The 26,132-nt window shown below is 73.9% G+C and carries 24 protein-coding genes; 11 read left to right on the top strand and 13 right to left on the bottom strand.

Annotated features, from left to right (window positions below; genetic code table 11):
• The first annotated feature begins 289 nt into the window (after positions 1 to 289).
• The 4 genes from GA0070606_RS29110 to GA0070606_RS29095 all read left to right on the top strand — a co-directional run bounded on the left by GA0070606_RS29110 (position 290) and on the right by GA0070606_RS29095 (position 2,783).
• Complete coding sequence (locus tag GA0070606_RS29110) at positions 290 to 721, top strand: type II 3-dehydroquinate dehydratase (protein ID WP_091106401.1); 432 nt, start codon at positions 290 to 292, stop codon at positions 719 to 721.
• A 94-nt stretch (positions 722 to 815) separates the two neighbouring features.
• Entirely contained in the window at positions 816 to 1,169 is a 354-nt protein-coding gene (locus tag GA0070606_RS29105) for a DoxX family protein (protein WP_091106400.1), read from the top strand.
• Between the two features lie 84 nt (positions 1,170 to 1,253).
• Entirely contained in the window at positions 1,254 to 2,213 is a 960-nt protein-coding gene (locus GA0070606_RS29100; RefSeq protein ID WP_091108345.1) for an ROK family protein, read from the top strand.
• A 12-nt stretch (positions 2,214 to 2,225) separates the two neighbouring features.
• Complete coding sequence (locus GA0070606_RS29095; protein ID WP_091106399.1) at positions 2,226 to 2,783, top strand: NADPH-dependent FMN reductase; 558 nt, start codon at positions 2,226 to 2,228, stop codon at positions 2,781 to 2,783.
• A gap of 104 nt (positions 2,784 to 2,887) precedes the next feature.
• On the opposite strand, the gene GA0070606_RS29090 is transcribed toward GA0070606_RS29095, so the two are convergent.
• From GA0070606_RS29090 to GA0070606_RS29060, 7 genes are all read right to left on the bottom strand, one after another.
• Positions 2,888 to 4,393: an MFS transporter gene (locus tag GA0070606_RS29090; RefSeq protein ID WP_091106398.1), complete on the bottom strand. Its 1,506-nt coding sequence runs from the start codon at positions 4,391 to 4,393 to the stop codon at positions 2,888 to 2,890.
• On the bottom strand, positions 4,390 to 6,201 hold the full coding sequence (locus GA0070606_RS29085; RefSeq protein ID WP_091106397.1) for an IucA/IucC family protein: 1,812 nt from the start codon (positions 6,199 to 6,201) through the stop codon (positions 4,390 to 4,392). Before GA0070606_RS29085 ends, GA0070606_RS29090 begins: the two co-directional genes overlap by 4 nt.
• Positions 6,198 to 6,794: a GNAT family N-acetyltransferase gene (locus GA0070606_RS29080; RefSeq protein ID WP_091108343.1), complete on the bottom strand. Its 597-nt coding sequence runs from the start codon at positions 6,792 to 6,794 to the stop codon at positions 6,198 to 6,200. Before GA0070606_RS29080 ends, GA0070606_RS29085 begins: the two co-directional genes overlap by 4 nt.
• 5 nt (positions 6,795 to 6,799) lie before the next feature.
• Complete coding sequence (locus GA0070606_RS29075) at positions 6,800 to 8,098, bottom strand: lysine N(6)-hydroxylase/L-ornithine N(5)-oxygenase family protein (protein ID WP_091106396.1); 1,299 nt, start codon at positions 8,096 to 8,098, stop codon at positions 6,800 to 6,802.
• Between the two features lie 27 nt (positions 8,099 to 8,125).
• On the bottom strand, positions 8,126 to 9,682 hold the full coding sequence (locus tag GA0070606_RS29070; RefSeq protein WP_091106395.1) for a pyridoxal phosphate-dependent decarboxylase family protein: 1,557 nt from the start codon (positions 9,680 to 9,682) through the stop codon (positions 8,126 to 8,128).
• Between the two features lie 143 nt (positions 9,683 to 9,825).
• Positions 9,826 to 10,404: a hypothetical protein gene (locus tag GA0070606_RS29065; RefSeq protein WP_091106394.1), complete on the bottom strand. Its 579-nt coding sequence runs from the start codon at positions 10,402 to 10,404 to the stop codon at positions 9,826 to 9,828.
• Positions 10,401 to 11,111, bottom strand: a complete 711-nt coding sequence (locus tag GA0070606_RS29060) for a siderophore-interacting protein (protein ID WP_091106393.1) — start codon at positions 11,109 to 11,111, stop codon at positions 10,401 to 10,403. The genes GA0070606_RS29065 and GA0070606_RS29060 overlap by 4 nt, the downstream gene beginning before the upstream one ends.
• Positions 11,112 to 11,208: 97 nt before the next feature.
• Here GA0070606_RS29060 and GA0070606_RS29055 point away from each other — a divergent pair, with 97 nt between their 5' ends.
• Together GA0070606_RS29055 and GA0070606_RS29050 are read left to right on the top strand one after the other, a co-directional pair.
• Positions 11,209 to 13,275: a penicillin acylase family protein gene (locus GA0070606_RS29055; protein WP_091108341.1), complete on the top strand. Its 2,067-nt coding sequence runs from the start codon at positions 11,209 to 11,211 to the stop codon at positions 13,273 to 13,275.
• Positions 13,272 to 13,832 (top strand): GNAT family N-acetyltransferase, encoded by a 561-nt coding sequence (locus GA0070606_RS29050; RefSeq protein WP_091106392.1) that lies wholly within the window; start codon positions 13,272 to 13,274, stop codon positions 13,830 to 13,832. Before GA0070606_RS29055 ends, GA0070606_RS29050 begins: the two co-directional genes overlap by 4 nt.
• 122 nt (positions 13,833 to 13,954) lie before the next feature.
• Here GA0070606_RS29050 and GA0070606_RS29045 read toward each other — a convergent pair whose 3' ends face one another.
• The gene (locus tag GA0070606_RS29045; protein ID WP_091106391.1) at positions 13,955 to 15,193 is read right to left on the bottom strand and encodes a S8 family peptidase; all 1,239 of its coding nucleotides are present in this window, start codon (positions 15,191 to 15,193) and stop codon (positions 13,955 to 13,957) included.
• A gap of 160 nt (positions 15,194 to 15,353) precedes the next feature.
• On the opposite strand from GA0070606_RS29045, the gene GA0070606_RS34090 reads away from it, so the two are divergent.
• Positions 15,354 to 16,058, top strand: coding sequence for a cellulose binding domain-containing protein (locus GA0070606_RS34090; protein ID WP_091106390.1), 705 nt, complete (start codon positions 15,354 to 15,356; stop codon positions 16,056 to 16,058).
• A gap of 71 nt (positions 16,059 to 16,129) precedes the next feature.
• Positions 16,130 to 16,987 (top strand): hypothetical protein, encoded by an 858-nt coding sequence (locus GA0070606_RS29035; protein ID WP_091106389.1) that lies wholly within the window; start codon positions 16,130 to 16,132, stop codon positions 16,985 to 16,987.
• A 174-nt stretch (positions 16,988 to 17,161) separates the two neighbouring features.
• Here GA0070606_RS29035 and GA0070606_RS29030 read toward each other — a convergent pair whose 3' ends face one another.
• Complete coding sequence (locus GA0070606_RS29030; protein ID WP_091106388.1) at positions 17,162 to 18,799, bottom strand: MFS transporter; 1,638 nt, start codon at positions 18,797 to 18,799, stop codon at positions 17,162 to 17,164.
• A complete protein-coding gene (locus GA0070606_RS29025; RefSeq protein WP_218106086.1) occupies positions 18,796 to 19,263 on the bottom strand; it encodes a MarR family winged helix-turn-helix transcriptional regulator in 468 nt (155 codons plus the stop codon). Before GA0070606_RS29025 ends, GA0070606_RS29030 begins: the two co-directional genes overlap by 4 nt.
• A 109-nt stretch (positions 19,264 to 19,372) precedes the next feature.
• On the opposite strand from GA0070606_RS29025, the gene GA0070606_RS29020 reads away from it, so the two are divergent.
• A complete protein-coding gene (locus tag GA0070606_RS29020) occupies positions 19,373 to 19,993 on the top strand; it encodes a TetR/AcrR family transcriptional regulator (protein ID WP_091106387.1) in 621 nt (206 codons plus the stop codon).
• Positions 19,994 to 20,189: 196 nt separating this feature from the next.
• Here GA0070606_RS29020 and GA0070606_RS29015 read toward each other — a convergent pair whose 3' ends face one another.
• The 3 genes from GA0070606_RS29015 to GA0070606_RS29005 form a co-directional block, all read right to left on the bottom strand.
• Positions 20,190 to 21,509, bottom strand: a complete 1,320-nt coding sequence (locus GA0070606_RS29015; protein WP_091106386.1) for a WD40/YVTN/BNR-like repeat-containing protein — start codon at positions 21,507 to 21,509, stop codon at positions 20,190 to 20,192.
• Complete coding sequence (locus GA0070606_RS29010) at positions 21,502 to 22,047, bottom strand: RNA polymerase sigma factor (RefSeq protein WP_245724859.1); 546 nt, start codon at positions 22,045 to 22,047, stop codon at positions 21,502 to 21,504. Before GA0070606_RS29010 ends, GA0070606_RS29015 begins: the two co-directional genes overlap by 8 nt.
• A 166-nt stretch (positions 22,048 to 22,213) precedes the next feature.
• A complete protein-coding gene (locus tag GA0070606_RS29005) occupies positions 22,214 to 22,888 on the bottom strand; it encodes a formylglycine-generating enzyme family protein (RefSeq protein ID WP_245724858.1) in 675 nt (224 codons plus the stop codon).
• Between the two features lie 293 nt (positions 22,889 to 23,181).
• Between GA0070606_RS29005 and GA0070606_RS29000 the strand changes: the two genes are divergently transcribed.
• Both GA0070606_RS29000 and GA0070606_RS28995 read left to right on the top strand, forming a co-directional pair.
• Positions 23,182 to 24,144 carry a leucine-rich repeat domain-containing protein gene (locus GA0070606_RS29000; RefSeq protein ID WP_176737466.1) on the top strand — a complete coding sequence of 321 codons (963 nt, stop codon included), beginning with the start codon at positions 23,182 to 23,184 and terminating at the stop codon, positions 24,142 to 24,144.
• 165 nt (positions 24,145 to 24,309) lie between these two features.
• Positions 24,310 to 26,094, top strand: a complete 1,785-nt coding sequence (locus GA0070606_RS28995) for a hypothetical protein (RefSeq protein ID WP_091106384.1) — start codon at positions 24,310 to 24,312, stop codon at positions 26,092 to 26,094.
• Positions 26,095 to 26,132 lie beyond the last annotated feature (38 nt).

Here is a 26,132-nt window from a genome sequence, read left to right as displayed (position 1 = left end):
TCGGGCGGGACGACCCGGGACCGCCGGTACGCGGTCCGGACGCGCCGGGGCGCCGAATGGCCGGTTCGAGACGGGTGACGCCCCCGTGGGGCCGGCGGCATCGCCTCAGCAGGGAGGACGGTAACCGAACGGGGCGCGGGGTCACCTCCCCTAACAGCCCCTAGGCACCCCTTAGTCCACCCGCTGCCCGGCCGCCGCCGGGTCGCCCGACGCCGGCCGTCCGGTAAGACTGCGGAGGACCAGTCATCGGGTCCTGTGGGGACAGGGCCGTGCCCCCGCGAGGTGAAGCGTGTCGGACGTGCTGCTGCTCAACGGCCCGAACCTGGGCATCCTCGGCAGGCGGGAGCCGGAAATTTACGGCACCGACACCCTCGACGACATCGAACGGGCGGTCGGCGAGGAGGTCGCCGCGCGGGGCTGGCGGGTGGTGGCCGAGCAGCACGACTGCGAGGGTGCCATGATCCGCGCGATCCAGGACCGCTACGACACCGTCGGCGCCATCGTCAACCCGGGCGCGCTGATGATCGCCGGTTGGAGCCTACGCGACGCGCTGGCCAACTACCCGCGGCCGTTCGTCGAGGTGCACCTGTCCAACGTCTGGGCCCGGGAGAGCTTCCGGCACGACTCGGTCATCGCCCCGCTGGCCAGCGGGGTCATCGTCGGGCTCGGGCCGCTGGGCTACCGGTTGGCCGCCCGCGCCCTCGTCGCGACCGTCCCGTGAGGACCGGACGCGCCGCCGCCCGCCGCCCCCGGCCGCGCCGACCCGACACCGGTACGGTCGTGCGCATCCTGCCCCCTGACGCGAAGGACCTCCCGTGCAGATTCCCGTCATCGTCCTGACCGCCGTCCTCGCCGCGGTATTCCTCGGCACCGCCGTGCCGAAGCTGACCGGGCAGGCGCAGATGCGCGAGCGGATGGACCACCTGGGCGTCTCCCCAGGCCTCACCCGCGCGCTCGGGGTGCTGGAACTCGCCGCCGTCGCCGGGCTGCTGCTCGGGCTGCTCTGGGCGCCGCTGGGGATCGCGGCGGCCGTCGGCCTCGCCCTGCAGATGGTCGGCGCGGTGGTCTACCACGCCCGGGCGAAGGATCCTGCCGCCATGACCCTGACGCCGGTGATCTTCGCCGTCGCCGCGGTGGCGCTGGTGGTCCTCCACGTGCTGGAGGGCTGAGCCGCCGTGCCCGACCCGCAGGGCCCCGCCGTCGGGCCCGGCCCGCAACGTCCGGCCGGGCCCGACCCGCGACGCCCCGACGGCGTGCCCGACCCCCGGCGTCCGGCCGGGCCCGACCCGCGACGCCCCGACGGCGTGCTGGGCGTCGACGTCGGCGGCACCAAGGTGGCGCTGCGCGCCGAGGCGGCCGGCCGGCCCGCGTACGACCGGGTCTTCCACTGGCCGCGCGGCGGCGACGCGACGGCGGACCTGGCCGTACTGGCCGCCGAGGCGGACCGGCTGCGCGGGGCGTGGGGACCCGTCGGCGCGGTCGGAGTGGCGATGCCGGCGACCACCGACGCGGCGGGCACCGTCACGACGTGGCCCGGCCGGCCGGGCTGGGCGGGCCTGGACCTCGCCGGCGCGCTGCGTCGCGTCTTCCCCGACGCGACCACGGCCGTCGCCGACGACGGCGACCTCGCCGCGCTGGCCGAGGCCCGGCACGCCGGCCACGACGACGTGGTCTATCTGGGCGTAGGCACCGGTGTGGGCGGCGGGGTGGTGCTGGCGGGGCGGTCGGTGCCCGGCCGCTCGTCCGCCGAGGTCGGGCACATGGTCGTCGCCCTCGACGGCGCGCGCTGCGACTGCGGGCGGCGCGGCTGCCTCCAGTCGGTGGCGTCGGGCCCGGCCACGCTGCGCCGGGCGGGCGCCGCCCGAGGCGCCGAGGTGAGCTTCGACGACCTGCGGGCGGGGCTGCGCGACGGCCGAACCTGGGCCGTCGACGCGGTCGAGGCGAGCTGCCGCGCCCTGGCGGCGGCGGTGGTCAGCCTCGGCGAGCTGCTGGATCCGGCGGTGGCGATCGTCGGCGGCGGGTTCGCCGCCGGACTGCCGGGCTTCGTCCCGCTCGTCGCCGACCGGGCCCGGTCGGCCGGCCGGCCCGGCCGTCCCGCGCCGCCGGTGCTCCCCGCCGCCCTCGGTGGGCTCTCGTCCCTGCACGGCGCCGTGGAGCTGGCCCGAGGGCTGGCCGGGGCGCCGCACTCCCGCAGTCCCGTTTCCACCCCGTGAAGGAGATCGACCATGGTCAGGATCGGTGTCATCGCCGGCAGCACGCGGCCCGGGCGCAAGGCGGACGTCGTGGCCCGCTGGGTGCGTGACCTCGCCGCCAAACGGGGCGACCTCACCGCCGAGCTGGTCGACCTCGCCGACTACGGCCTGCCCCACTTCGACGAGGTGCTGCCACCGTCGATGGCGCCGTCCACCCGCCCCGCCGTGCGCCGCTGGGCGGCGACCGTCGCCCGGTGCGACGGGTTCGTCTTCGTCACCCCGGAGTACAACCACTCGATCCCCGGCGCGCTGAAGGACGCCGTCGACTTCCTGTTCCAGGAGTGGCAGCACAAGTCCGCCGGTTTCGTCAGCTACGGCGTGCACGGCGGCACCCGGGCGGCGGAGCACCTGCGGCTGGTGCTCGGGCAGCTCGGGGTGGCCGACGTCCGCTCGCAGGTGGCGCTCTCCCTGACGACCGACTTCGTCAACTTCCGCGACTTCCGGCCGGTGGCCCACCACGAGCAGGCCGTCGGCACCATGCTCGACGAGGTGGTCGCCTGGGCCGGCGCGCTGCGGACGCTGCGGGCCTGACCGTCCGGGCGCGCCCGCCCGGCCCGGACGCCCCGGGCCGGGCGGGCGCGACCCGCCCGTCCCCGTCGACGCCCCGGCGGCCGAGGTGGCGGTGAGCGCCCGGCTCAGCCGGCCCGCTCGGCCCGGCGCAGCAGCGCGGCGGCGACGCAGCCGCCGGCGAAGACGGCCACGGCGCCGACCGTCTGGCCGGTCTCCAACGCGGAGCGGAACGCCTCGGCGACGACCGCGCGTTCGGTCTCGCTCCGCGCCGCGGCCAGGGCGGCGGGAAACGATCCCGCGCCGGCGAGGGCGGCGGGCAGCAGGGCGGCGAAGCGGGCGTTGAGGATCGCCCCCAGCACGGCGATGCCGAGGCTGCCGCCGACCTCCGTCATGGTGCCGTCGACTCCCGCCCCGGCCCCGGCCTTCTCCGGCGGGATGGCGCTCATCACCGCCTCGACGATGGCCGGGTTGGCCAGGGCGCAGCCGGCGCCCATCACGAGCAGCCCCGGCAGCAGCACCTCGTAGCCGTCCGACGGGGCGTGGGTGACTAGGGCGAGGCCGCCGGCGAGCAGCGCCATGCCGAGCGCGATCGACCACGCCAGCCCGAGCCGCCGGATCACCCGCGCGGCGACCCCGGCCACGTTGAGCAGGACGATGGAGAGCGCGAACGGCACCATCCGCAGGCCCGCCTCCCAGGCGGGGTAGCCCCGGACGAACTGGAGGTGCTGGGTCAGCAGGAACAGCGCGCCGGTGGCCCCGAAGGTGATCAGGACGACGCCGGAGACCGCCCCGACGAAGCGGCGGCTGCGGAAGAAGTGCATGTCGAGCATGGGGTCGGCGACCCGCCGCTCCCAGGCCACGAAGGCGGCGAGCAGGAGCACGCCGGCGCCCGCCGTGCCGAGCACCGGCGGGGCCGTCCAGCCGCGTTCCGGCCCGGCGATGATCGCGTGGACGACCCCGGTCAGGCCCGCCGTGGACAGCAGCACCCCGCCCAGGTCGAGGCGCCCGCCGCTCGGGCGGCGCGACTCCGGCACCAGCGCCCACGACGCCACCAGGCAGACCAGCACGATCGGCACGTTGACCAGGAAGATCGCGCCCCACGGGAGGTGGGCGAGGACGAGCCCGCCGAAGGGCGGCCCGGCCGCGAAGCCCAGCGCGCTCGCCGCGGCCCAGAGCCCGATGGCCCGGGACCGCTCGGCGTCGTCGAAGACCTGCATCGCCACCGCGAGGGTGGCGGTCACCAGCAGCGCGCCGCCGACGCCCATGCCGGCCCGGGCGGCGATCAGTTGGCCGCTGGTCTGGGCGAGCCCGGCGGCCAGCGACCCGAGCCCGAACAGCACCAGGCCGGCCAGCAGCATCCGGCGTCGGCCGTACCGGTCGGCGGCGCTGCCCGCGCTGAGCAGCAGGCCGCACTGGACCAGCGCGTACGCGTTGATCATCCACTGGACGTCGGCGGTGCCGGCGGACAGCTCGGTCGTCAGCACGGGGATCGCCACCGTCAGCACGGTGTTGTCGAGCACCACGGTGACCTGAGCGAGGCAGAGCACGGCGAGGATCAGCCACCGCCCCCGCACCCGGCCGTCCGCGCCGACCGCCGCCCCGACGGCCGGCGCGGCCGTGACGGCGGTCATCGGGTCGGCGCGAAGCGGGCGATGGGGTTGGCCAGGGTGCCGACCAGTTGCAGCGCCGCCGACGGGTCGGCCAGGTCGACCATCTGCCGGTTGTTACGCAGCTGGAGCCGGTTGAGGCAGGACAGCGCGAACTGCGGGGCGAACAGGTCGTAGCGCCGCAGCCGGTCGGCCAGGTGCGGGACGCTGTCGGCGTAGTCGGCCGCGCACTCGGCGACGGTGCGCCAGAAGGTCTCCTCGTCGAGCACGCCCTCGGTGGCCAGGATCGCGTTGAGGTAGCGCAGGAAGCAGTCGAAGACGTCGGTGAAGATCGACAGCAGCTTCATGTCCTCCGGCACGTCGGCCCGGATCCGCCGCACCTGCGGCGGCAGGTCGGCCTCCGGGTCCATGACCACGATCTCCTCGGCGATGTCCTTGAAGATGGCCCGCTCGACCGTCCCGCCGTCGAGGACGAGGATGACGTTCTCGCCGTGCGGCATGAACGCCAGGTCGTGGGCGTAGAAGCTGTGCAGCAGCGGGGTGAGGTAGGCGTCGAGGTAGCGGCGCAGCCACACCCGCGGCGCCAGCCCGGACTGGGCGATCAGCGCGGCGGCGAACGAGCGGCCGTCGCGGTCGGTGTGCAGCAGGGACGCCATCGTGGCCAGCCGCCGCCCGGGCTCCAGGCCGGGCACCGGGCTCTCGCGCCACAGCGCGGCCAGCATCTTGCGGTACGGGGAGTACCGGTCGGTGGCCGCCTCGTACTCCAGGTGCCGGTACCCGATCGCCGCGCGCTCGCGGATGATCGTCAGCCCGGTGCGGGCGAACACCTCGTCGCCGGCGATCAGGTCGGCGAGCCAGTCGTTGATGGCCGGGGTGGCCTCCATGTACGCGGCCGACAGCCCTCGCATGAAGCCCATGTTCAGCACCGACAGGGCGGTCTTGACGTAGTGCCGGGTCGGGTCGGTGACGTTGAAGAAGGTGCGGATGGACTGCTGGGCGAGGTACTCGTCGGGGCCGGGGCCGAGGCAGACGAGCCGGCGCCGCGCGACCTCGGCGGCGAACGTGACGGAGATCCTGTTCCACCACTGCCACGGGTGCACGGGGATGAGCAGGTAGTCGGCCGGGTCGAGGCCGAGCCCGGTCAGGGTGTCGGCGAACCGGGCGAGGGTGTCGTCGCCGAGTTCGGCGCGCAGCAGGGTGTCGTAGTCCAGGTCGGCGGCGCAGGTGAACGTCGTCCGGTCGCGGTGCGCGGCCAGCCAGATCAGCCGCACCGGCTGGCCCGCCTCCGGGGCGTACGCGCGGTATTCGTCGATGTCGAAGCCGATGCGGCCGTTGTTCGCCACGAAGCCGGGGTGGCCCTCGGTCATCTCGGTCTCGATGGTCTGGAAGTCGGCGCGGGCGAGGTCGGCGGCGCTGGTCGCCGGCTTGTCGAGCTTGTACGCGGTGCTGGCCAGGGTGGAGCTGATCTCCTCCAGGTAGACGGGGAGGATCTCGTCGCTCAGGCCCAGCGCGCCGCGCAGGTCGAGGCAGAACTCGAGGGCGTCCAGCGGCAGCTCGGCGTCGCCGCGGTGGCGGGTGATGCTGTCGGCGTCGATCCGCCAGTGGTCCAGGGCCAGCAGGTCGGCGGTGAACCGGTAGGCCACCTCGCCGTCGTCGCCGCGCACCTCGTACCGGCGCTCCCGCGTCGCGGGACCGTCCGCCTCGGCGGGCACCGGCTCGGGCGTGAGCAGCCGTTCGTGGGCGAACTCGGCCAGGGCCTTGCGGACCAGCAGCCGGTTGGCGCGGGCCCAGCTCTCCGGCGTCAGGTGGGCCACGGATGCGGAGGGGTTCACGTGGGCAGGTCTCCTCGGGTTGCGGCGGGAGGGGTGTGGGCGGCGCCGGTCGCGGCCTCGAACTGGGCGCGGGTGCAGACGCTGAGCAGCGCGTCCTTCTCGGGCTTGGCGATCCGACCGACGACGGTGAAGCCGACGGCCGCGTTGAGCGCGTGCACCGCCGTGTTGCGCACGTCGGGCTCGACCACGACGCGTCGGGTGGCCGGGTCGGCGAACAGCCACGTCATCACGGTGGTGATGACCGCGTGGGTGAAGCCGTGGACCGGTGTGTCCGCGGGCGCGCAGAGGAAGTGCATGCCGACGTCGCCGTCGGCCGCGTCGTACAGGCCGACGAGTTCGACGCGGGCGGGGTCGTACCGCTCGGCGAGGAAGGCGGGCCGGCCGTCGTGCAGGCCGAGGAACGCGTCGTGGTGGGGGTGGGCGGCGATGCGCCGGTACTCCTCGGCGACGCGGGCCACGTCGGCGTCCTGCATCAGCCAGAACGCCGCCTTGGGGTGGGTGACCCAGCGGTGCAGCAGCGCGGCGTGGGCGTCGGGGTCGAGGGCGCACAGGGCGAACTCGCCGAGCCGGTCGTCGACGCGGCGGTGGAGCACGTCGGTCACGACGCGACCCCGGCCGGTGCCCCGAACTCCTGGAACGCGATGCGCTTCTCGATCGGGTAGTGCTCGCGGCCGAGCAGCTCCCGGATGATCCACGAGTTGCGGTACGGGCCCATGCCAAGGTCGGGCGAGGTGACGCTGTGCGTGTGGGTGCCGGCGTTCTGCAGGAAGATGCCCCGGCCGGTGTGGTCGATGCTGTAGTTGCGGGCCACGTCGAAGCGGCCGTGGCCGTCCCAGCGGATCCGGTCCCGCACCGGCCGCAGGAACTCGGGGACGCGGTAGTGGTAGCCGGTGGCCAGCACCAGTCCCTCGGTGTCCAGGGTGAGGTCGCGGCCCTGCTCGACGTTGCGCAGCCCCAGCGTGTAGGCCCCGCTGGCCTCGTCGTACGCGGCGGTGGTCAGCTCGGTGTTGGTCAGCAGCCGGGTCGGGAGCGGGCCGCCGAGGCTCTTGGCGTAGAGCAGGTCGTAGATGTCGTTGATCAGGTCGGAGTTGACGCCCTTGAACAGCCCCTTCTGCGCGGACTCCAGCTGGTAGCGGGTCGCCTCCGGCAGGGCGTGGAAGTAGTCCACGTAGTCCGGCGAGGTCATCTCCAGGGTCAGCTTGGTGTATTCGAGGGGGAAGAACCGCGGCGACCGGGTGACCCAGTTCAGCTGGTAGCCGTGGGCGTCGATGTCGCCGAGCAGGTCGTGGTAGATCTCGGCGGCGCTCTGCCCGCTGCCGACCACGGTGACGCTCCGCTTGGCGCGCAGCGCCGCCCGGTGCTCCAGGTAGCGGGAGTTGTGGATCGCGTCGCCGCCGAGCCCCCGGCAGGCGTCGGGCACGTACGGCGGGGTGCCGGTGCCGAGCACGAGGTGCCGGGCGCGGTGGCTGACCCGCTCCCCGGTGGCGGTCACCGTGGCCGTCACGACGTAGTGCTCGTCGGTCGGGTCGTACTCGACGGCGGTGACCCGGTGCCCGTACCGGACGTTGCGCAGCTTGGCGGCGGCCCACCGGCAGTAGTCGTCGTACTCGCTGCGCAGCGGGAAGAAGCTCTCCCGGATGTAGAACGGGTAGAGCCGCCCGGTCTCCTTGAGGTAGTTGAGGAAGGAGTACGGCGAGGTCGGGTCGGCGAGCGTGACGAGGTCGGCGATGAACGGCGTCTGGAGGCGGGTGGACTCCAGCAGCATCCCGGGATGCCAGCTGATGCTCTCCCGCTCCTCGAAGAAGAGGCCGTCGAGGTCGTCGATCGGCTCGGTCAGGCACGCCAGGCCCAGGTTGTACGGGCCCAGCCCGACGGCGATGAAGTCGTACGCGGACATGCGGTTCTCCAGGGCGGGGTCGGGTCGTCAGCCGACGGGGCAGGACAGCTCGGCGGTGGCCGTGGTCCGCGCGTACCAGCCGGCGTGTTCGGCGACGAGGTCGAGGACGTGGGCGATGTCGTCCCGCGTGGTCTCGGGGTTGAGCAGGGTGAACTTGAGGTAGTGCGCGCCGTCGACCTTGGTGCCGGCGACGAGCCCGGCGCCGGAGGCCGCCAGCGCCTCGCGGGCGTGCAGGTTGGCCTCGTCGACGACGTCGCGGCCGGCGTCGGTCGGCAGGTAGCGGAAGACCACGGTGCTCAACTGTGACCGGGTGACCACCTCGAAGCGGGGGTCCTCGGTGAGCATCTGCCAGGCGTCGGCGGCGCGGTCCACCACCTCGTCGAAGAGCGCGCCGATCGCGTCCGGGCCCATGATCCGCAGCGTCAGCCAGAGCTTGAGGGCGTCGAAGCGGCGGGTGGTCTGAAGGCTCTTGTCGACCTGGTTGGGGATGCGCTGCTCGACCATGCGGGCCGGGTTGAGGTAGTCGGCGTGCCAGGTGGCGTGCCGCAGCGTCCGCCGGTCGCGCACCAGCAGGGCGCTGGAGCTGACCGGCTGGAAGAACGACTTGTGGTAGTCGACGGTGACGGAGTCGGCCCGTTCGATGCCGTCGAGCAGGTGCCGCCGGGTCGGCGACACGAGCAGCCCGCAGCCGTACGCGGCGTCGACGTGCAGCCAGACGCCGGCGGCGGCGCAGATGTCGGCGATCTGTGGCAGCGGGTCGACGGTGCCGAAGTCGGTGGTGCCGGCGGTGGCGACCACGGCCATCACCACCAGGCCCTCGCGGCGGCAGCGGTCGATCTCGCGGGCCAGTTCGTCGGTGCGCATCCGCCGCTCGGCGTCGGTGGGCACGGCGACCACCGCGTCCGCGCCGAGGCCGAGCAGCTTTGCCGCCTTCTGCACGCTGAAGTGGCCGGCGGCCGAGGTGACGATGCGCAGCCGGGACAGCAGCTCGGGACGGGACGGACGTTCGGTCGACCGGCCGGTCTCCCGGGCGCAGCTCTCCTCGCGGGCCAGCAGCATCGCCTGGAGGTTGGACTGGGTGCCGCCGCTGGTGAAGACGCCGTCGGCGACCGGGCCGAGGCCGATCCGCTCGGCCGTCCAGTCGATGAGCCGGCGCTCGATCAGGGTGGCTCCGGCGCTCTGGTCCCAGGTGTCCAGGGAGGAGTTGACGGCGCTGAGCACCGCCTCGGCGAGCAGGGCCGGGATCACCACCGGGCAGTTGAGGTGCGCCAGGTAGCGGGGGTGGTGGAACCAGACGGCGTCGCGCAGGTAGACGTCCTGGAGTTCGTCGAGCGCGGCGTCGGTGTCGCCGAGCGGCCGGTCCAGGTCGATGCCGGCGATCCGCGGCGCCAGTTCGTCCGGCGTCACGCCCGTGAACGGCCGGTCCGCGCCGGCCACCCGGGTCGCCACCCGGTCGACGCCGGCGGCGAGCACGCGCCGGTAGTCGTCGACCGAGCCGGCGGTGAGCAGGTGGGCGCGGGCGCCGTCGGCGCCGGGGGTCACCCGGGTCGACGGTGCCTGGGCGGTGGATCCGGGCAGGCTCATGCGGGTCCTCAACGGTCGGGAGTGGACACGATGGCGGGGGACGGTGGACGTCGCCTTCCGCGCGTGATCCGATGATCGAGCGAACTTAGGTTACCCTAACCTAAGTTCGTGTCAACATTGTTGCCGAGTGATATCGATATCGCTCAGTTCGAAACCGCCGCCGGCACCCACTCCACCGGCGTCGCCGCGGCGGGGCGCCGGAACCGCCTCCGGTGCCCCACACCGGCCGCGACACCGAGCGCCACCAGGACGACGGAGGCCACCGCGACGGCGGGATCGCCGACCAGGTCGGCGGCGACCAGCGCGAGCCAGGCGGCCACGAACGAGCAGACCAGCCCGAACGACGACAGCACCGTGAAGTCGGTGCCGCCGGTGCCGGGCCGGGAGTAGTCCATGTACGCGAGACAGACCGCGACGACCGGGCCGAGCCGCTCGGCCGGGCGGTCGAACGGCAGCAGGGCCAGCAGGGCCAGCACCAGGCCGCCCTGGAGCACCAGCAGCCAGGACCGGGAGTGGCCCCGATGGCGGGAGCCGTACCGGTCGAGGATCGGCGCCCAGAGGAACTTGACCGGCCAGACCAGGCCGACGACCTGGAGCAGCGCCAGCGTGTCCAGCGAGGTGCCGCCGTCGCGCAGGATGGCGGTCAGCCCGACGGTGATGAAGCCGATGCCGAGGTACTGGGTGACGTAGAGCGCGGTGAGCGTGCCGAGCCGACCCCTCACCTGGCGCTCCAGTAGGCGAGCGAGGTGAGCTGGTGCTTGCCGACGCCCAGCGTCCGCCGCACGTGCCTGGTGATGCCGCGCGTGCTGGCCGCCTCGCAGGCCACCCAGTAGTGCGCGTCGTCGGCGGCGGGCAGGGCCGCGCAGACGGTGTCGACCAGGTGCCGCCCCTCGTCGCGGCGCGGCACCCAGGTGACCTCGTGCCGCTCCCGGGCGCGCGGCGTGAGGGCCTTCTCGCCCTCGTCGGCGTACTCCAGCCAGACCGTCGCCGGGACGTCGGGGGCCGCGTCGAGCAGGCTGTTCACGGCCGGGAGCGAGGCGGCGTCGCCGACCAGGTAGAGGTGCCGCGGGGCGGGGTCCGGCAGGCTGAACGCGCTGCCCTGCATCGTGGCGTCGATGGTGTCGCCGGGCTCGGCGGCGGCGGCCCAGCGGGCGGCGCACCCGTCGTGGATGGCGAACTCGAGGTCGAACCGGCCGGTCGCCGGGTCCGGGTCGACGAGGGTGTACGCGCGCTGGTGGGGACGGCCGTCGTTGTCGAACCACAGCCGGACCCACATGGTGGGGTGGACGCCGTACGCCTCCAGCAGCCCGCCGCCGTCCATGCGCAGCCGGCGGTAGTTCCCACCGACCGACTCGGCGCCGAGCACGGTCAGCCGGAAGTCCCGGCCGCCCATGGCCTTCAGCACCAGGGCCTCCCAGTTTCGCTTCACGCACCCTCCAGGTAAGGTCCACCTCAGTTAGGGGAGGGTAACCTAAGTTGATGTTCCTGTGGCAGGCGGTACGGCCGCCCGTGCGACCAGCGCCGCGATGACCGGGGTCCATCGCGACCGGTGGGGGATCCCCCACCTGCGCGCCGACACCGTCGACGACCTCGCCCGGCTGCAGGGCCGGGTGGCCGCCCTCGACCGGGCCTGGCAGATCGAGGTCGAGCGGTGGCGATCGGAGGGCCGACTCGCCGAGCACGTCGGCCCCGCCGAGCTGGGCTGGGACAGGTTCGCCCGCCGGGCCCGCCTCGACGACACCGCCCGGCGCTGCTTCGACCGGCTCGCCCCGGCGACCCGGCGCTGGGTCGGCGCCTACGTCGACGGGGTCAATGAAGGGCTGGCCGAGGGCGCCGCCGCGGCGCCCGAGTTCGCGGCGGTCGGCTGCGCGCCGGGCGCGTGGCGGCCGTGGTCGCCGCTGGGCGTCTTCCTCGTCCAGCACGTGCTTTTCTCCACCTTCCCCAACAAGCTGTGGCACGCCCACGTCGCCGGCACCCTCGGCCCGGCGGCGACCGGCCTGTTCGCCGTCGAGGGGCCCGGCGGGTCGGGCAGCAACGCCTGGGCGGTGCCCGGCGACCCGGTCACCGGCCGGGCGCCGGTCGTCGCCGGCGACCCGCACCGCGTCCTCGAACTGCCCGGCATCTACCAGCAGGTGCGCCTCGCCTGCCCCGAGTTCGACGTGTTCGGCCTCGCGTTCCCGGGCGTCCCGGGCCTGCCCCACTTCGGCCACGCCGGCGAGGTGGCCTGGGCCGTCACCAACGCGATGGCCGACTACCAGGACCTCTACCGGGAGCGGTTGCGCCGCGACGGCGACCGCGTGCTGGTCCGCGACGGCGACGGCTGGGTGCCGGCGCACCGCCACGTCGAGCGGATCGCGGTGCGCGGCGACGAGCCGGAATCCGTCGAGGTGATCGAGACCCCGCGCGGACCGGTCGTCGACCACGACCGGGGCACCGGCGAGGCGATCAGCCTGCGGGCCCCCGCGCGGGTCGAGGCGCGGCTCGGTTTCGACGCTCTGCTGCCGCTGCTGCGGGCGCGCAGCGTCGACGACGTCGCCGAGGCGCTGCGGGACTGGGTCGAGCCGGTCAACAGCGTCCTCGTCGCCGACCGGCGCGGGGCGGTGGCCCAACTCGTCGCGGGGCTCGTGCCGATCCGCGACGAGCGGTGCCGGCGCGAGCCGGTGCCCGGCTGGGACCCGCGGTACCGGTGGCGGGGCGACTACGCGCCGCCACGCCGCACGCGCGTCGACGGTGTCGCGGTGTGCGCCAACGACCGCCGCGCCGACACCGCCGACCTCGGCGCCGACTTCGCCCCGCCGCACCGCGCCCGCCGCATCCGGGCCCTGCTGGCCGACGGCGCCGGCCCGGAGGCCGTACACACCGACACCCGGCTGGAGGCCGCGACCCTGCGCGGCGTGCTCGACCGGCTCCACCCCGACGGCCTCGGCGCGCCGGCGCGGCGCCTGCGGGACCGGCTGGTCGCCTGGGACGGCCGGATGCGGGCCGACAGCACCGACGCGGGCGCGTTCGCGGCCTGGCGCGCGGCCCTGGCCCGCCGGCTGCACGAGCACCCGAGCCTGCGCCCGCTGCACGCCCCGAGCGCCTTCGACGGGCTGTTCGCGCCGTGGACCGACCCGCTGTCGCGCATCGGTCACGCCCTGGACGGCGTCGTCGCCGGCCTGCACCGCCTCGGCGGCGACGTCGACCCGGTGGCCGCCGCCGCCCTCGAGGACGTCGCGGCGGGCGACCCGCCGGGGCCGTGGGGGCGGCGGCACCTGCTGCACCCGGTCCACCTCGGGGTCGCGCCGGCGGTCGGCGCGGCGGTGGAGGCGATGCGGGCGCGGGTCGCGCTGCCCGGCGACACGGAGTGCGTGCTGGCCACCTCCAGCGTCCCCGGCGTGTCCGACGCGTGCTGGCGCGGCCCGGTGGCCCGCTACGTGTGGGACCTGACCGATCGCGCGCAGAGCCGCTGGGTGGTGCCGTTCGGCGCGTCCGGACGGCCCGGCGACGTGCACTTCGACGACCAACTGCCGCTGTGGGCCGGCGGCGCGCTGGCCCCGGTGGTCACCGACTGGCGAGAACTCACCCCGGAACCAGGAGCAGAGACACCGTGACCCACCAGGAGAAGATTCCCGGGCTCGGCGAGCTGTCGCTCGTCGTGCTGGACCCGAAGCGCGACGCGGAACTGGTGCACGGCTGGGTGACCGAGCCCCGGGCGTCGTTCTGGGGCATGGGGTCGTACTCGGTGGACGACGTGCGGGAGATCTACGAGTTCGTCGACGGGCTCGCCACCCACCACGCATACCTGATCATGCTTGACGACGCGCCGGTCGGGCTGTTCCAGACCTACCAGCCGGAGGCGGACCCGGTCGGCGAGCGCTATGCCGTCCGGCCCGGCGACGTCGGGATGCACCTGCTGCTCGCGCCCGGCAACCGCCCGCCGCGCGGCCTCACCGCCGGCGTCGGCTCGGCGCTGGTCCGGTTCCTGTTCAGCGACCCGACGCGGCAGCGGGTCGTGGTCGAGCCCGACGTGCGCAACCAGCGCGCGCTGGAGCGGCTGGAGCGGGAGGGCTTCACCTTCGGCGACGAGGTCGACATGCCCGACAAGCGGGCCCGGCTGGCGTTCCTGACCAGGGAACGGTTCGAGTCGGACCAGCCGGTACCGGTCTGACGGCCGGCGGGACCGGGCGGCCGACGAGGGCTCGGGGCCGGAGCACCCGCGTCCGCTCGGCCCGCCGCACGCGTACCGACCCCGGGGCGGAAGGCCCCGGGGCCGGCGCCGCGACGCGACGGTCAGAAGGTGGGCGCGAGGTAGAGCAGCCGGTTCGGCGAGCCGGTGCCCGGGTTGGTGATCACGTTGGGCGTGGCCTGGCTGACCAGGTAGGAGTGCACCTGGGCGGGGGTCCAGCTCGGGTTGACGCTGAGCACCCGGGCGGCAGCGCCCGCGACGTGCGGCGAGGCCATCGACGTGCCGCTGATCGACGAGGTGGCGGTGTCGCTGGTGGACCAGGCCGACAGGACGCCCACGCCGGGGGCGAACATGTCGGTGCAGGTGCCCCAGTTGGAGAACGAGGCCCGCGCGTCGTTGCTCTGCGAGGCGTTGACGGTCAGCGCCGTCGGCACGGAGGCCGGCGAGAAGTTGCAGGCGTTGGCGTTCGAGTTGCCGGAGGCCACGGCGTAGGTGATGCCGTCGGCGATCGAGTTCGCCACCGCGGTGTTCAGCGACGCGTTGTAGGAGCCGCCGAGGCTCATGTTCGCCACCGCCGGCTGACCCGCCTGGTGGTTGGAGGTGACCCAGTTGATGCCGGCGATGACCTGTGCCCAGGTGCCGCTGCCCTGGCAGTTCAGCACCCGCACGCCCACCAGCCGGACGTTCTTCGCCACCCCGTAGGTGTTGCCGCCGACGGTGCCCGCGACGTGGGTGCCGTGGCCGTTGCAGTCGGTGGCCGGCAGCGCGTTGTCGACCGCGTCGAAGCCGTCGACGGCCTGGCCGGCGAAGTCGACGTGGGTGGTCCGGATGCCGGTGTCGATGACGTACGCGGTGACGCCGGTGCCGCTGCTGTTGTACGTGTACGTGCGGCTCAGCGGCAGGGCGCGCTGGTCGATGCGGTCGAGGCCCCACGGCGGGTTGTTCTGGGTGGCCGTCGTCGTCACGGTGTGGTTCTGCTCGACGTAGTCGACGGCGGGGTGCGCGGCGAGGCGCTTGGCGGCCCGCTCCGACAGCCGCACCTCGAAGCCGTTGAGCGCGTCGCCGTAGACGTGCCCCACCGTCCCGCCGAAGCGCGCGGCCAGCGTGCCGGCGGCGCTGCGCACCTCGGCCTGCCGGGTGCCGGCGCGACCGCCGACGCCGCTGTCCTTGAGCACGACGATGTAGCTGTCGGTCACGGCCGTCGCGCCGCCGGCGCCGCGGATCTCACCGGTCGCCGGGGCTGCCGCCGCCGGGGAGCCGATCATGGTGGTGACCATGGCGGCACTGGCGAGCACGCCGACGGCGCCGGCGACGATACGCCGTTGAGTGCGAGGGAGTGTCATCTCCCGGTCCTCCTGCTGTCCTGGCCCGCGGGCGGCTCGTGGCGCACCCGCCGAGGCGGTGAACGATGAGGAAACCTTAGCCATCACATTCACGTCCGTATATTTCTTTGGTGTTCACAGTCTGAGGACGATGTTGAAGATGTCGACGTGAAACCCTTGCGTGAGGCGAGATTCCATTGAGATACGTCAGCGCCTCTGGTTGACTGCGGGGGGGAAAGCGACGGGCCGTCACACAGCACACCCCGACCCGACGCCCACCGGCCCGCCCGCCGGGTGCGAGGCGCACCACCGGCCGGTGGGCCGATGGCCGGGCGGCTTCCAGGGTGAGGTGACGGTGCGCAACTCCGGCGCCATCGCGACCACCGGTTGGACCGCGCGCCTGACCCTTCCGGCCGGCGACCGGGTCACCCAGTCGTGCAACGCCCGGCTGACGCAGGACGGGGCCGAGGCGACGGCACGCGACGCGGGCGGGAACGGCGCCCTCCCACCCGGCGGTCAGACCTCGTTCGGGTTCCCGGGCAGCGGAGACGGCGGCACCGCGCCGACGGTCGGGTGCGCCTCGGCCCGACCGGGACGACACCCCGACGGCGCGGACGCGAGGGCGTCCCGCCACTACCGTCGCGCCGGTTCCACAAACGTTACAGTGATCTACGTCACGGAGATCGTCCGGGGCCGCCCCGGCGCCGACACCGAGGCGGCCAGACGTCCGATTCCCGCGCCGGAAACCGGGATCCGCTTCCTCGGGCCCTCGATCCCGCCGCCGACCGCATCGACGTACGGGATCATGTCGCGCACGCAGCGTGATCGAGCGGGGTGTCCGTCGCCGAAGACCGGGCCTCCGGCCGCTCGCCGACAACTGGCGTGATTTGGAGCCCTCACTACCCTGTTGCATGTTCCCCGTCCCTGGGCACACGTCGACAGCGATAAGGGCTTCAGATGACCGACAGTCACCCCCCGTACGGAGGGCAGCCGGACCCGAACGTCACCCCGTGGAGCGGGCCGCCGGCCCCGCCGGCCGGGTACCCGGGATACGGCCAGCCCGGGCAGCCGCCGCAGTTCGGGGCCCCCGTCCCGCCGCCGCAGAAGTCGAACAAGGGCCTGATCATCGGCCTGTCGGCGGCCGCCGTGGTGGTCCTGCTCGTGCTCTGCGGTGGCGGAATCGGCTTCCTCCTCGTCAACAACGACGACGACGATCCCACCCCGATCGCGTCCGCCACCGCCAACCCGACCGCCGGCAACCCAGGCCCCGACACCTCCACCTCGCCCAGCCCCGAGCAGTCCGAGTCGGAGCAGCCGAACAGCAACAACGCGGTGACCGCCCGCTACTCCAGCGACCTGGGCGACGTCTGCGAGGGCAGCCAGATCCTGAACGCGGCGCCCTACAACGGGCCGTCCGGGGCCAAGGCGTACGTCTTCTCGAACAACCCCGACCGGCCGACGTTCTGGTCGTCGAAGACGATCGCCTCGAACAAGCCGTACTACGCCAGGAGCGCCCAGTTCGAGACGGTCTCGGTGGTCGGCTGCCTGAAGTTCGTGGAGGGCAGCGAGGGCACGCCGAAGAAGTGCCAGTACACCAGCTCGGGCAAGCAGGTCACGATCGACTACGTCTCGTCGCGCTACACGCTGACCTTCCACGCCGCGAAGACCGGTGAGAAGATCGGCGACGGCGGCACCGTGAGCGCCCCGGCGAGCCGGTGCCCGAGCTTCATCTCGTACAACAAGAACACCATGAAGGCGTACGCGTCGCCGGACGCCGGCACCGTCGAGGCCGCGCTGGACAAGTTCCTGGCCTGACGGGCACGGTTCGACGATCGGGGAGGGACGGGCCACCGTCCCTCCCCGATGCGTTTCCGCGCCCCCTGGGCGGGCCCTTCGCGCGACCGTCCGCACCCCTCGCGGACACGAGCCGGGGCCGCCACCGTCGCGCAAGCGACGGCGGCGGCCCCGGCTGCGTTGTCGGGTCGGGCCTCAGCGGCGGACCGGCGCCCCCTTCGCCGCGGCGTCCACGTCCACCTGGTCGAGGGCGGGAGCACCGTCGACGGCGTCGGCGGCGACGGCGGCCGAGGTGGCGGCGTCCGGCAGGTCCAGGCTGGTGCGCAGGGTGACCGGCTTGAGCAGGGCCGCGGCGACGATGCCGACCACGGCGATGGCCGCCGAGATGACGAAGATGTGGCCGGTGGCGTCGCCGTACGCGGCCCGGACGATCTGCTGGACCACGGCCGGCATGGCGTCGACGTTGAGGCTGCCGCCGGCGTCGCCGGAGGTGGGGATGCCCGCGGCGGCGAGGTCGGTGGTGATCTGGTCGGTGACCCGGCGGGCGAGGACCGCGCCGAGCACCGACACCCCGATGGTGCCGCCGAGGGAGCGGAAGAACGCGACGGTGGAGCTGGCCGCGCCGATGTCCTTGAGGGAGACGGTGTTCTGCACGGCGAGGACGAGGTTCTGCATGGTCATGCCGACCCCGACGCCGACGATGAACATGGCCGCGCCGACCAGCACCAGCGACGTCCGGTGGTCGATGGTGCCGAGCAGGGCGAATCCGACGACGAGCACGACCGCCCCGACGAGGATGTAGGGCTTGATCTTCCCCGACTTCGTGATCATGCGGCCGGCCACGATCGAGGAGCCGAGGACGCCGGCCATCATCGGGATGGTCAGCAGCCCGGCCTCCGTCGGGCTGTAGCCCCGGCCGATCTGGAAGTACTGACCGAGGAAGACGGCGCCGCCGAACATGGCCATGCCGACCGCCAGGCTGCCCAGGATGGCCAGGGCGGTGGTGCGCTGGCGGACCAGGTCGAGCGGGACCACCGGCTCGGCGGCGCGCGACTCCACCAGGACGGCCAGGGCCAGCAGGACGACCGAGCCGCCCACCATGGCCGCGCTCTGCCAGGAGATCCAGGAAAACGAGTCGTCGACGAAGGAGATCCAGATGAGCAGCACGCTGACCCCGGCGGCGATCAGGGTCGCGCCCAGGTAGTCGATCTTCACGTTGTCGCGGCGGACCGTCGGCAGTCGCAGGGTGAACTGGAGGAGGATCAGCGCGATGACGGCGACGGGGACCCCGACGAAGAAGCACCAGCGCCAGCCGAGCCAGGACGTGTCGACGATGAGCCCGCCCAGCAGCGGGCCGCCGACCGTCGCCACGGCCATGACGCCGCCGAGGTAGCCGTTGTAGCGGCCGCGCTCACGCGGCGGGATCATCGCGGCGATGGCGACCTGGACGAGCGCCTGGAGGCCGCCGACGCCGATGCCCTGGAACGCGCGGGCGGCGATGAGCTGGCCGGCGGTCTGGGCGAGGCCGGCGACCACCGAGCCCACCAGGAAGACGACGATGGCGACCTGCACCAGCAGCTTCTTGTTGAACAGGTCGGCGAGCTTGCCCCAGATCGGCGTGGTCGCGGTGGCGGTGAGCAGGGTGGCGGTGACCACCCAGGTGTACTGGGTCTGCGACCCGTCGAGGGCGCCGATGATCTTCGGTAGCGCCGTCGAGACGACGGTGCCGCTGAGCATGGCGACGAAGAGCACCAGCAGCAGGCCGCTGAGCGCCTCCAGCGTCTGCCGATGGGTCATCGGCGCGTCGCCGGTCGTCGTGGTGGGTGCGCTCATCGCGCGGCCTCCAGGTTGTCGGGGTGTCCGAGGGCGGTCTCGATGTCACGGGTGAACCGGCCGAGCGCCCCGCTCAGCGCCGCGATCTCGTCGGGCGTCCAGTCGGCGAGCGCCCGGTCGAGCACCCCGCCGTACCAGTCGAAGACCTCGGCCAGGGCGGTGCGGCCGGCCGGGGTCAGGGCCAGGACCCTGGCCCGCATGTCGGCGGGGTCGGTGCCCCGCTCGACCAGGCCGAGTCCGACGAGCGAGGCGACGGCGCGGCTGACGGTCGACGGGTCGAGGCCGGTGCGGGCGGCGAGTTCCCGCGCGTGGCAGCCGGGCGGAAGCTGGTCGATCTGCATGAGCATGCCGACCAGGCCGAGCGGCACGAGGGGCCGGGCGTCGGCCCGGCGACGCCGGATCAGCCGTACGGTCCGGACCAGTTCGTGCAGCCTGGTGCCGAGTTGACGAGCGGTGCCGTCCACCGTTCCTCCCGCGTCGCAGATGGTTGCCGCATACAAGCATCTGCAGATCTTGCCCTATGGGCAAGTTTGCGCGATGAGAAACGAATCACGTCGCCACTAGGCTGTCGGCATGGACGAGTCCCCCGGGCTACGGGAGCGGAAGAAGGCGGCGACCCGCCTCGCCCTGCACGAGGCCGCCCTGCGCCTGGCCACCGAGCACGGGCTGGACCGGGTCACCGTCGAGGCGATCGCCGACACCGCCAACGTCTCCCGCAGGACGTTCTCCAACTACTTCTCCAGCAAGGAGGAGGCGATCTTCCACGGCGACGCCGTACGGCTGCGCCGGCTGCTGGAGCTGGTCCGCCGGCAGCCGCCCGACGCGTCGCCGTGGCAGGTGCTGAGCCGGGCCGCCGAGCGCCTCGCCGAGGAGGCGTACGGCAACGCCCCGCCCTCCTGGCTGGTCCGCCGCCGCCAACTGCGGGGCCACCCGGCGCTCGTCGCCCACCAGATCGCCGCGTACACCACCATCGAGCGGGACCTGGCCGACGAGCTGGTCCCCCGCCTCGACGGCCCCGACCCGGCGCTGCGCTCACGGGTGCTGGCGGCGACCTTCCTGGCCAGCCTCCGGGTCGCCGTCCAGCACTGGATCGACCACCCCGACGGGCCGCTGCGCGACGTCATCCGGGCCGCCCTCGCACAGGCGTCCGCACCGCCCGGCCCGGCCGCCGGTCCCCCTCCGTACGCCGGCTGAGCCAGCGTCCCGGCACGCACCGCCGGGCCCGCCCGGCGAGGCACGCCCGACCGGCCGGCCGCACCGGGCGGCGCGAGGCAAGCCCGACCGGCCGGGGCACCGCGTGACGGTCAGGTTCCGGTCGGCCGACCGGAACCTGACCGTCGCCGCTGCGCGGCCCCCGCCGTCGCCGCTGCCGCGGGGAGCCGCGCCCACCTCAGGGCAGGTCGGGGGCGCCCAGGAAGGACCAGGCGACTCCGTCGGCGGACCACCACATGCCCGCCACGTGCGGCCCCCCGCTCTGCGTGTACCCGCCCGGCACCGGCACGACGGCCGCGCCCGGCGCGGGCTCCATCGGGAAGAACCGCTGCCCGCCGTCACCGCTGCTGAACATCAGCGGCCGGTCGCCGGCCACGAGGCCCGCCTGGACGAGCAGCGTCCCGTCGGCACGCACGGAGGCACGCAGCGGCCGGTCGCCGACGTCCGCCGTGCCGGCGGCGCGCCGCCAGGTAAGGCCTCCGTCGCCGCTGCGGTGGACGACCAGGGTGCCGTCGATGCTGCCGACGGCGTAGACGGTCCGACCGTCCCGGGTGGCCACGTCGAGCGCGACGTCCTCGCCGGCGGTGAGTCGACCGGCGAAGACGTGCCGCGTCCAGGTCCGGCCCCCGTCGCGGCTCACCGCGATCGCGCTGCCCCGGCCGACGAGCCGGCCGTCGGGCTCCGTGTCCTCGTTCTCGTACCCGCTGACCCAGATGCCCGCCCCGGGGGGCACGTCATCGACGAGCGTGGCCAGCTTCAGCCCCGCGGTGTGCGTCACCCGCACGACGTCGCCCGTGACCGGGTTCGCCGCCACGATCGCGTCGATGTGCGGGCGCGACAGCTCGTCGAGCACACGCCAGCCGTCCGGCACCCGGGAAGCCGTGCCGACGGTGACCTCCCGCCACCGTTCGCCCCCGTCGACGCTCGCGAGCCAGCCCTGCCGCATCCCGGACCCGTCCTGGTACGACGCGATCAGGGTCCGCGGTCCCGCCGCGGCGAGGACGACATGCGCGTTGCGGGGCAGCGGGAGTTCCCGGCTCTGCCAGGTCGCGCCCCGGTCGGCCGTGCCGGCCACCATCAGCGCGCAGTCGACGGGCGGTTCGACCCCGGCGCTGGCGATCATGGCGGGCCCGTCTCCCCGGCAGTCGCTCCACCGCAGGTAGAAGTGGTCGAGGTCGCCCGCGACGACGCTGCCCCGCCGGACGGTCCGCCCCGTGGTGGGAAGGGGACTCGGCGTGCCGGAGGGCGCGGCCGTGGGGATGAAGGGCGGCGTCGAGGTCCCGCCGAAGCCGGGAACCGACACCTGGGGGTTCGCGTCGCGCAGACCGCCGGAGGCCACCGCCGCCCCGGCGACGGCGACCAGCGAGAGCGTCGCCATCGAGGCCGCGGCCAGTCGGGTCCGCCGCCGGCGTGCCGCCCGGCGGCGCACCTCGGTGAAGTCCGGCTTGAAGGCCGCCTGCGCGGCGCGGTCGAGTCCGGCGAAATCCAGGTCAGGCATGGAGGGAACCTCTCTCGATCATGATTCCTGGCCGGGCGTCGGCGCTGTCGGCCCTGTCGTCGAGATCGGGGGCGAGGGCGCGCCGGGCCCGGACGAGGCGGGTCTTGACCGCCTCGACCGAACAGCCCAGGGCTTCGGCCACGTCGGCCACCGACATGTCCGCGATGTGGTGGAGCACGACGGCCTCCCGCGCGGGACGCGAAAGCCGCTGAAGCGCGGCGACGACGGCGACGTGGTCGGGCGACAGGCCCGCGGAGCCCTGCCGTGCGTCGTCGAGGCGGCCGGCGCGCGCCAGCCGGGCGAAGAGCGTCCGCCGGCGGTGCCGGCTCCGGGCGATGTTGAGTGCCACCGTACGCAGCCACGCCTCCGGGTGCTCCACCTCGCCGAACCGGCCCGGCCGGTCCAGCGCCCGAACGAAGGCGTCCTGGACCACGTCCTGAGCCTCCGCGTAGTCGCCGGTGATCGCGAACAGTTGCGAGACCAGGCGCGGCGCCGCGACGGCGTACAGCTCCCGGATCTGCTCGTGGATGTTGGTCACATCGTCCCCTCCTCGTCGGCCCGTGCACTCATAGGACCAACCGGCAGCCGACCCGGTGACACCCTCGGGCCGTCGAATCGCCGTTCTCTCGCGCACGGCGGTGCGCGGTGCCCGGCAGACGGCGGCGGCACCGTGGGGCGTGCGCCGTCACGGCACCCGAGGCGCGTCAGCGCAGGATGGAACGCGCGACGCGGAACCCCACATCGTCGATCTGCAGGCTCGGATGGCTGCGGCGACGCACGGAGGCCCGGCAGCTCCAGTGCTCGTCGAACCAGCCACCGCCACGGAGCACCCGGTAACTGCCGTAGACCTCGGCGTCGTAGATGTCCCAGCACCAGTCCCACGAGTTGCCGAGCATGTCGTGCAGGCCCCACGCGTTGGGCCGCCTGCCGCCCACGTCGTGGATCCGCTCCTGGGAGTTGCCCCGGTACCAGGCAATGTCGTCGAGCGGCCCGTAGCGCGGTCCCGCCGTACCGGCACGGCAGCCGTACTCCCACTCCGCCTCGGTCGGCAGCCGGTACCCGTCGGCGGTCGCGTCCCGCTCGATTTCGTCGCCGTCACCGTGCAGGTGGTAGACGGGGGCGAGCCCGTGGCGTCGGGACAGGGCGTTGCAGAACCGGACCGCGTCCCACCACGAGACGCCCACGACCGGAAGGCGGTCCCCCTCGGGGGTGCCCGACCGCTGGCCGGTGAGGTCCAGGTACTGCGCCCGGGTGACCGGGAACGCCGCGAGTTGGTAGGGCGCGAGTTCGACCGACCAGACACGTCGCGTCCGCCGGTCCGACAGGCTCACCCGTCCTGCCGGCACGGTGACCATCGTGGTCGTCGGATATCCGTTCATCGGCGCACCGAGCTTACCGGCCGTCCGACCGGCGGCGTGGGCACCGCCGCCGGTCGGAGGCAAATGCTGGGCTACCCGGCGGTCGGCCCGGCAGAAGCCCGCCACGCCCGGGCCGCCCGTGGCAGACGGCTGCGCCCACCACCGCGGATCGCGCGCCAGCACCGGCAACTGCTGACCACGGTCGTCCCGGGCGGGCGTGCAGTGCTGGTCTTCTATGATCGGGTCACGGGTTGTCCGGCTGGCTGCCGGCGTGGGCAGCCGGTCGAGATGCTGTGGACGGGCCGGGGGGGCGCGTGAATTCCGAAGCCGCGGAACGGGTACGGGAAGCGCGTCGCAACGGCGCCCGGACGTTGGACCTGAGCTGGCTCGGGCTCGACGCCGCCCCCGAAGCCGTGGGCGGACTGACCAGGCTCAGGCGGCTCGACCTGCGCGGCAATCGGCTCACCGTGCTGCCGGACGCACTGGGAAACCTGACCAACCTGCAAACCCTCGACCTGGGCGGCAACCAGCTCACCGCGCTACCGGACGCACTGGGAAGCCTGACCAACCTCACCGAGCTTGACCTACGCGACAACGAGCTCGCCGTACTACCGGACGCGCTCGGGAACCTGACCGACCTCGAACAGCTCTTGCTGGCCGGCAACCGGCTCACCGCGCTGCCGGACGCGCTGGGGAACCTGACAAACCTCAAAACCCTCGACCTCGGCGGCAACCAGCTCACCGCGCTACCGGACGCACTGGCGCATTCCACCACCCTCACCCGGCTTGACGTACGCGACAACGAGCTCACGGCGGTGCCGGCCGGGTTGGGGAGCCTGACCAGTCTCACCATGCTCTTCCTGAGCGGCAACCAGCTCACCGCGCTGCCGGACGCGCTCGGAGACCTGACCAACCTCGTGACGCTCGACCTGGGCGGCAACCAGCTTCGCGCACTACCGGGCACACTGGGGAAGCTGACCGGCCTCACCCTTCTGTTGCTCGGCGGCAACCAGCTCACCGAGTTGCCCGACGCGGTGGGAAAGCTGACCGCTCTCGTGGCGCTCGACCTGAGTGACAACCGGCTCACCGTGCTGCCGGACACGCTGGGAAACCTGACCAACCTCGAGAGTCTGTCCCTCGACGGCAATCCGTTCGACGTGTTGCCCGAGACGCTGGGGCGCCTCACCAGTCTCGTGTCGCTCAACCTGGACGGCAGGACGCTGACCGGACGCGCTGCCAGACGCGCTTGTCGCGCGCCACGAAGCCGAACGCCGTGACGGACCTGTCGCGCGCGCCGGGCCCGGCCTGTCCGGGTGGCACGCGCGACTTCGTGGGTGCCCAGCTGTGGCAGCGGCTCGCCAGAGCGGGCCGAGCGGCCTACGCCCGCCCACATTCCGGGCGCACGTCGACACCGTGTCGGGCATCGTGAATCATCTATCTTCATGACCACCGGGTCGACCGACGCCCCACCACCCGCCGACGTGACCGACCGCGACCCGGCTCCCGCCGCCGCACCCCGCGACGGGTGGCGACGACGGCGGTGGCTGCGGCACGAGTGGACGGCGGCGGTGCTCGGTGGGCTCCTGCTGGCGGTGGCGCTGACCTGGCCGACGTTGCGGCACCCGGCGAGCACGGTGCCCGGCGACATCGGCGACCCGACACTGCAGGCGTGGCAGATCGCGTGGGCCGGGCACGCCGTGCGCAACGACCCGTTCGGCCTCTGGCACTCCAACACGTTCTTCCCCGAGACGTACACGTACGCCTACAGCGACACCCTGCTCGGGTACGCCCCGGCGGGCATGCTCGGCGCGGGCTTCGAGGCCGCCCTGATCCGCTACAACGTCCTGTACGTCCTGGTGCACGCGTTGGCCTTCGTCGGTGCGTACGCGCTGGTGCGGCAGCTCGGGGCGGGCCGGTGGGGCGCGGCCGTCGCCGGGGTGGCGTGGGCGTACGCGCCCTGGCGGCTGGCGCACGCGGGCCACCTGAACATCCTGTCCAGCGGTGGGATCGCGCTGTGTCTGGCGATGCTGGCCCGTGGTCACGGCTGGTCGCTGCGACACGGGTACCGGCCGGAGCGACGCCGGCCGGGCTGGGCGCTGGCCGGCTGGCTCGTCGCCGCCTGGCAGGTCAGCCTCGGCTTCGGCATCGGGCTGCCGCTGGTCTACTTCCTGCTGGCCGTGGTGCTCGTCGGCGCGGGCGGCTACGGCTGGTCCTGGTGGCGACGCGGGCGGCGGCCCCCGTTCGGCCGTCGGCTGCTGCTCGCGGATCTGGCCGGTGGCGCCGTGTTCGGCGCGGTGACGCTGGCGCTGGGCCTGGTCTACCTGCGGGTCGTCGACCTCAATCCGCAGGCCGAACGGACGCTGGCCTGGACGGAGATGTTCTCGCCGCCGCTGACCGGGTTCGCCACCGCGCCGGCCGACTCCTGGCTGTGGGGCGAGCGGCACGCGGCGGCGCGGGAACAGCTGTCCTGGCCGCCGGAGATGGCGCTGCTGCCCGGCATGGTGCTGCTCGCGTTGGCCGCGGCGGGGCTGGCCGCCTCGGTGTACCCGGTCCGGCGCCGCGCCGCCCTGGGGCTCGGCGTGCTCGGCACGGTGCTGCTGGGCCTGGGTGCCACCCTCGGCGGCGACGGCGACCCGGGCTACCTGACGCTGTCGAAGCACCTGCCGGGCTGGGACGCGCTGCGCACGCCGGGCCGGATGATGCACTGGACGAGCCTGCTGCTCGCGACGCTGGCGGCCGGCGCGGTGACGGCGCTCGCCGACGAGGCACGGCGGTGGTCGGCGCGGGGCTGGTCCCGGCTGCTGGCGCCGGCGGTCCTGCTGGTGCCGCTGGCCCTGGTGACCCTGGAGGGGATCAACCGGACGCCGCACCCGGTGGTGCCGCCGCCGCCGGCCGCGATGCGTACGGCCGGGGAGCCGATGCTGGTGCTGCCCGCCGGCGGCGCGATCGACCTGGTCTTCATGCTGTGGACGACCGACGGATTTCCCCGGGTGACCAACGGCCTGGCCGGGTTCGAGCCCGCCACCCAGGCCCGCACCCGGGCCGCGACGGCCGCCTTTCCCGACGCGGCCAGCGTGGCGTACCTGCGCGGCATCGGGGTCCGGACCGTGGTGGCCCTGCCGGGCTGGGCCGCCGGAACGCCGTGGGAGGGCATCTCGTCCCGGCCCGTCGCCGGGCTGGGCATCACCCGGGAGGACATCGACGGTGTGCTGGTCTACCACCTCTGACCGGGTCGGCGCGGGGCGCCGTGGCACCGGGCGGGGAC

This window comes from Micromonospora citrea, assembly GCF_900090315.1.
GTDB lineage: Bacteria > Actinomycetota > Actinomycetes > Mycobacteriales > Micromonosporaceae > Micromonospora > Micromonospora citrea.
This window is presented reverse-complemented; position numbering and strand designations above follow the sequence as displayed.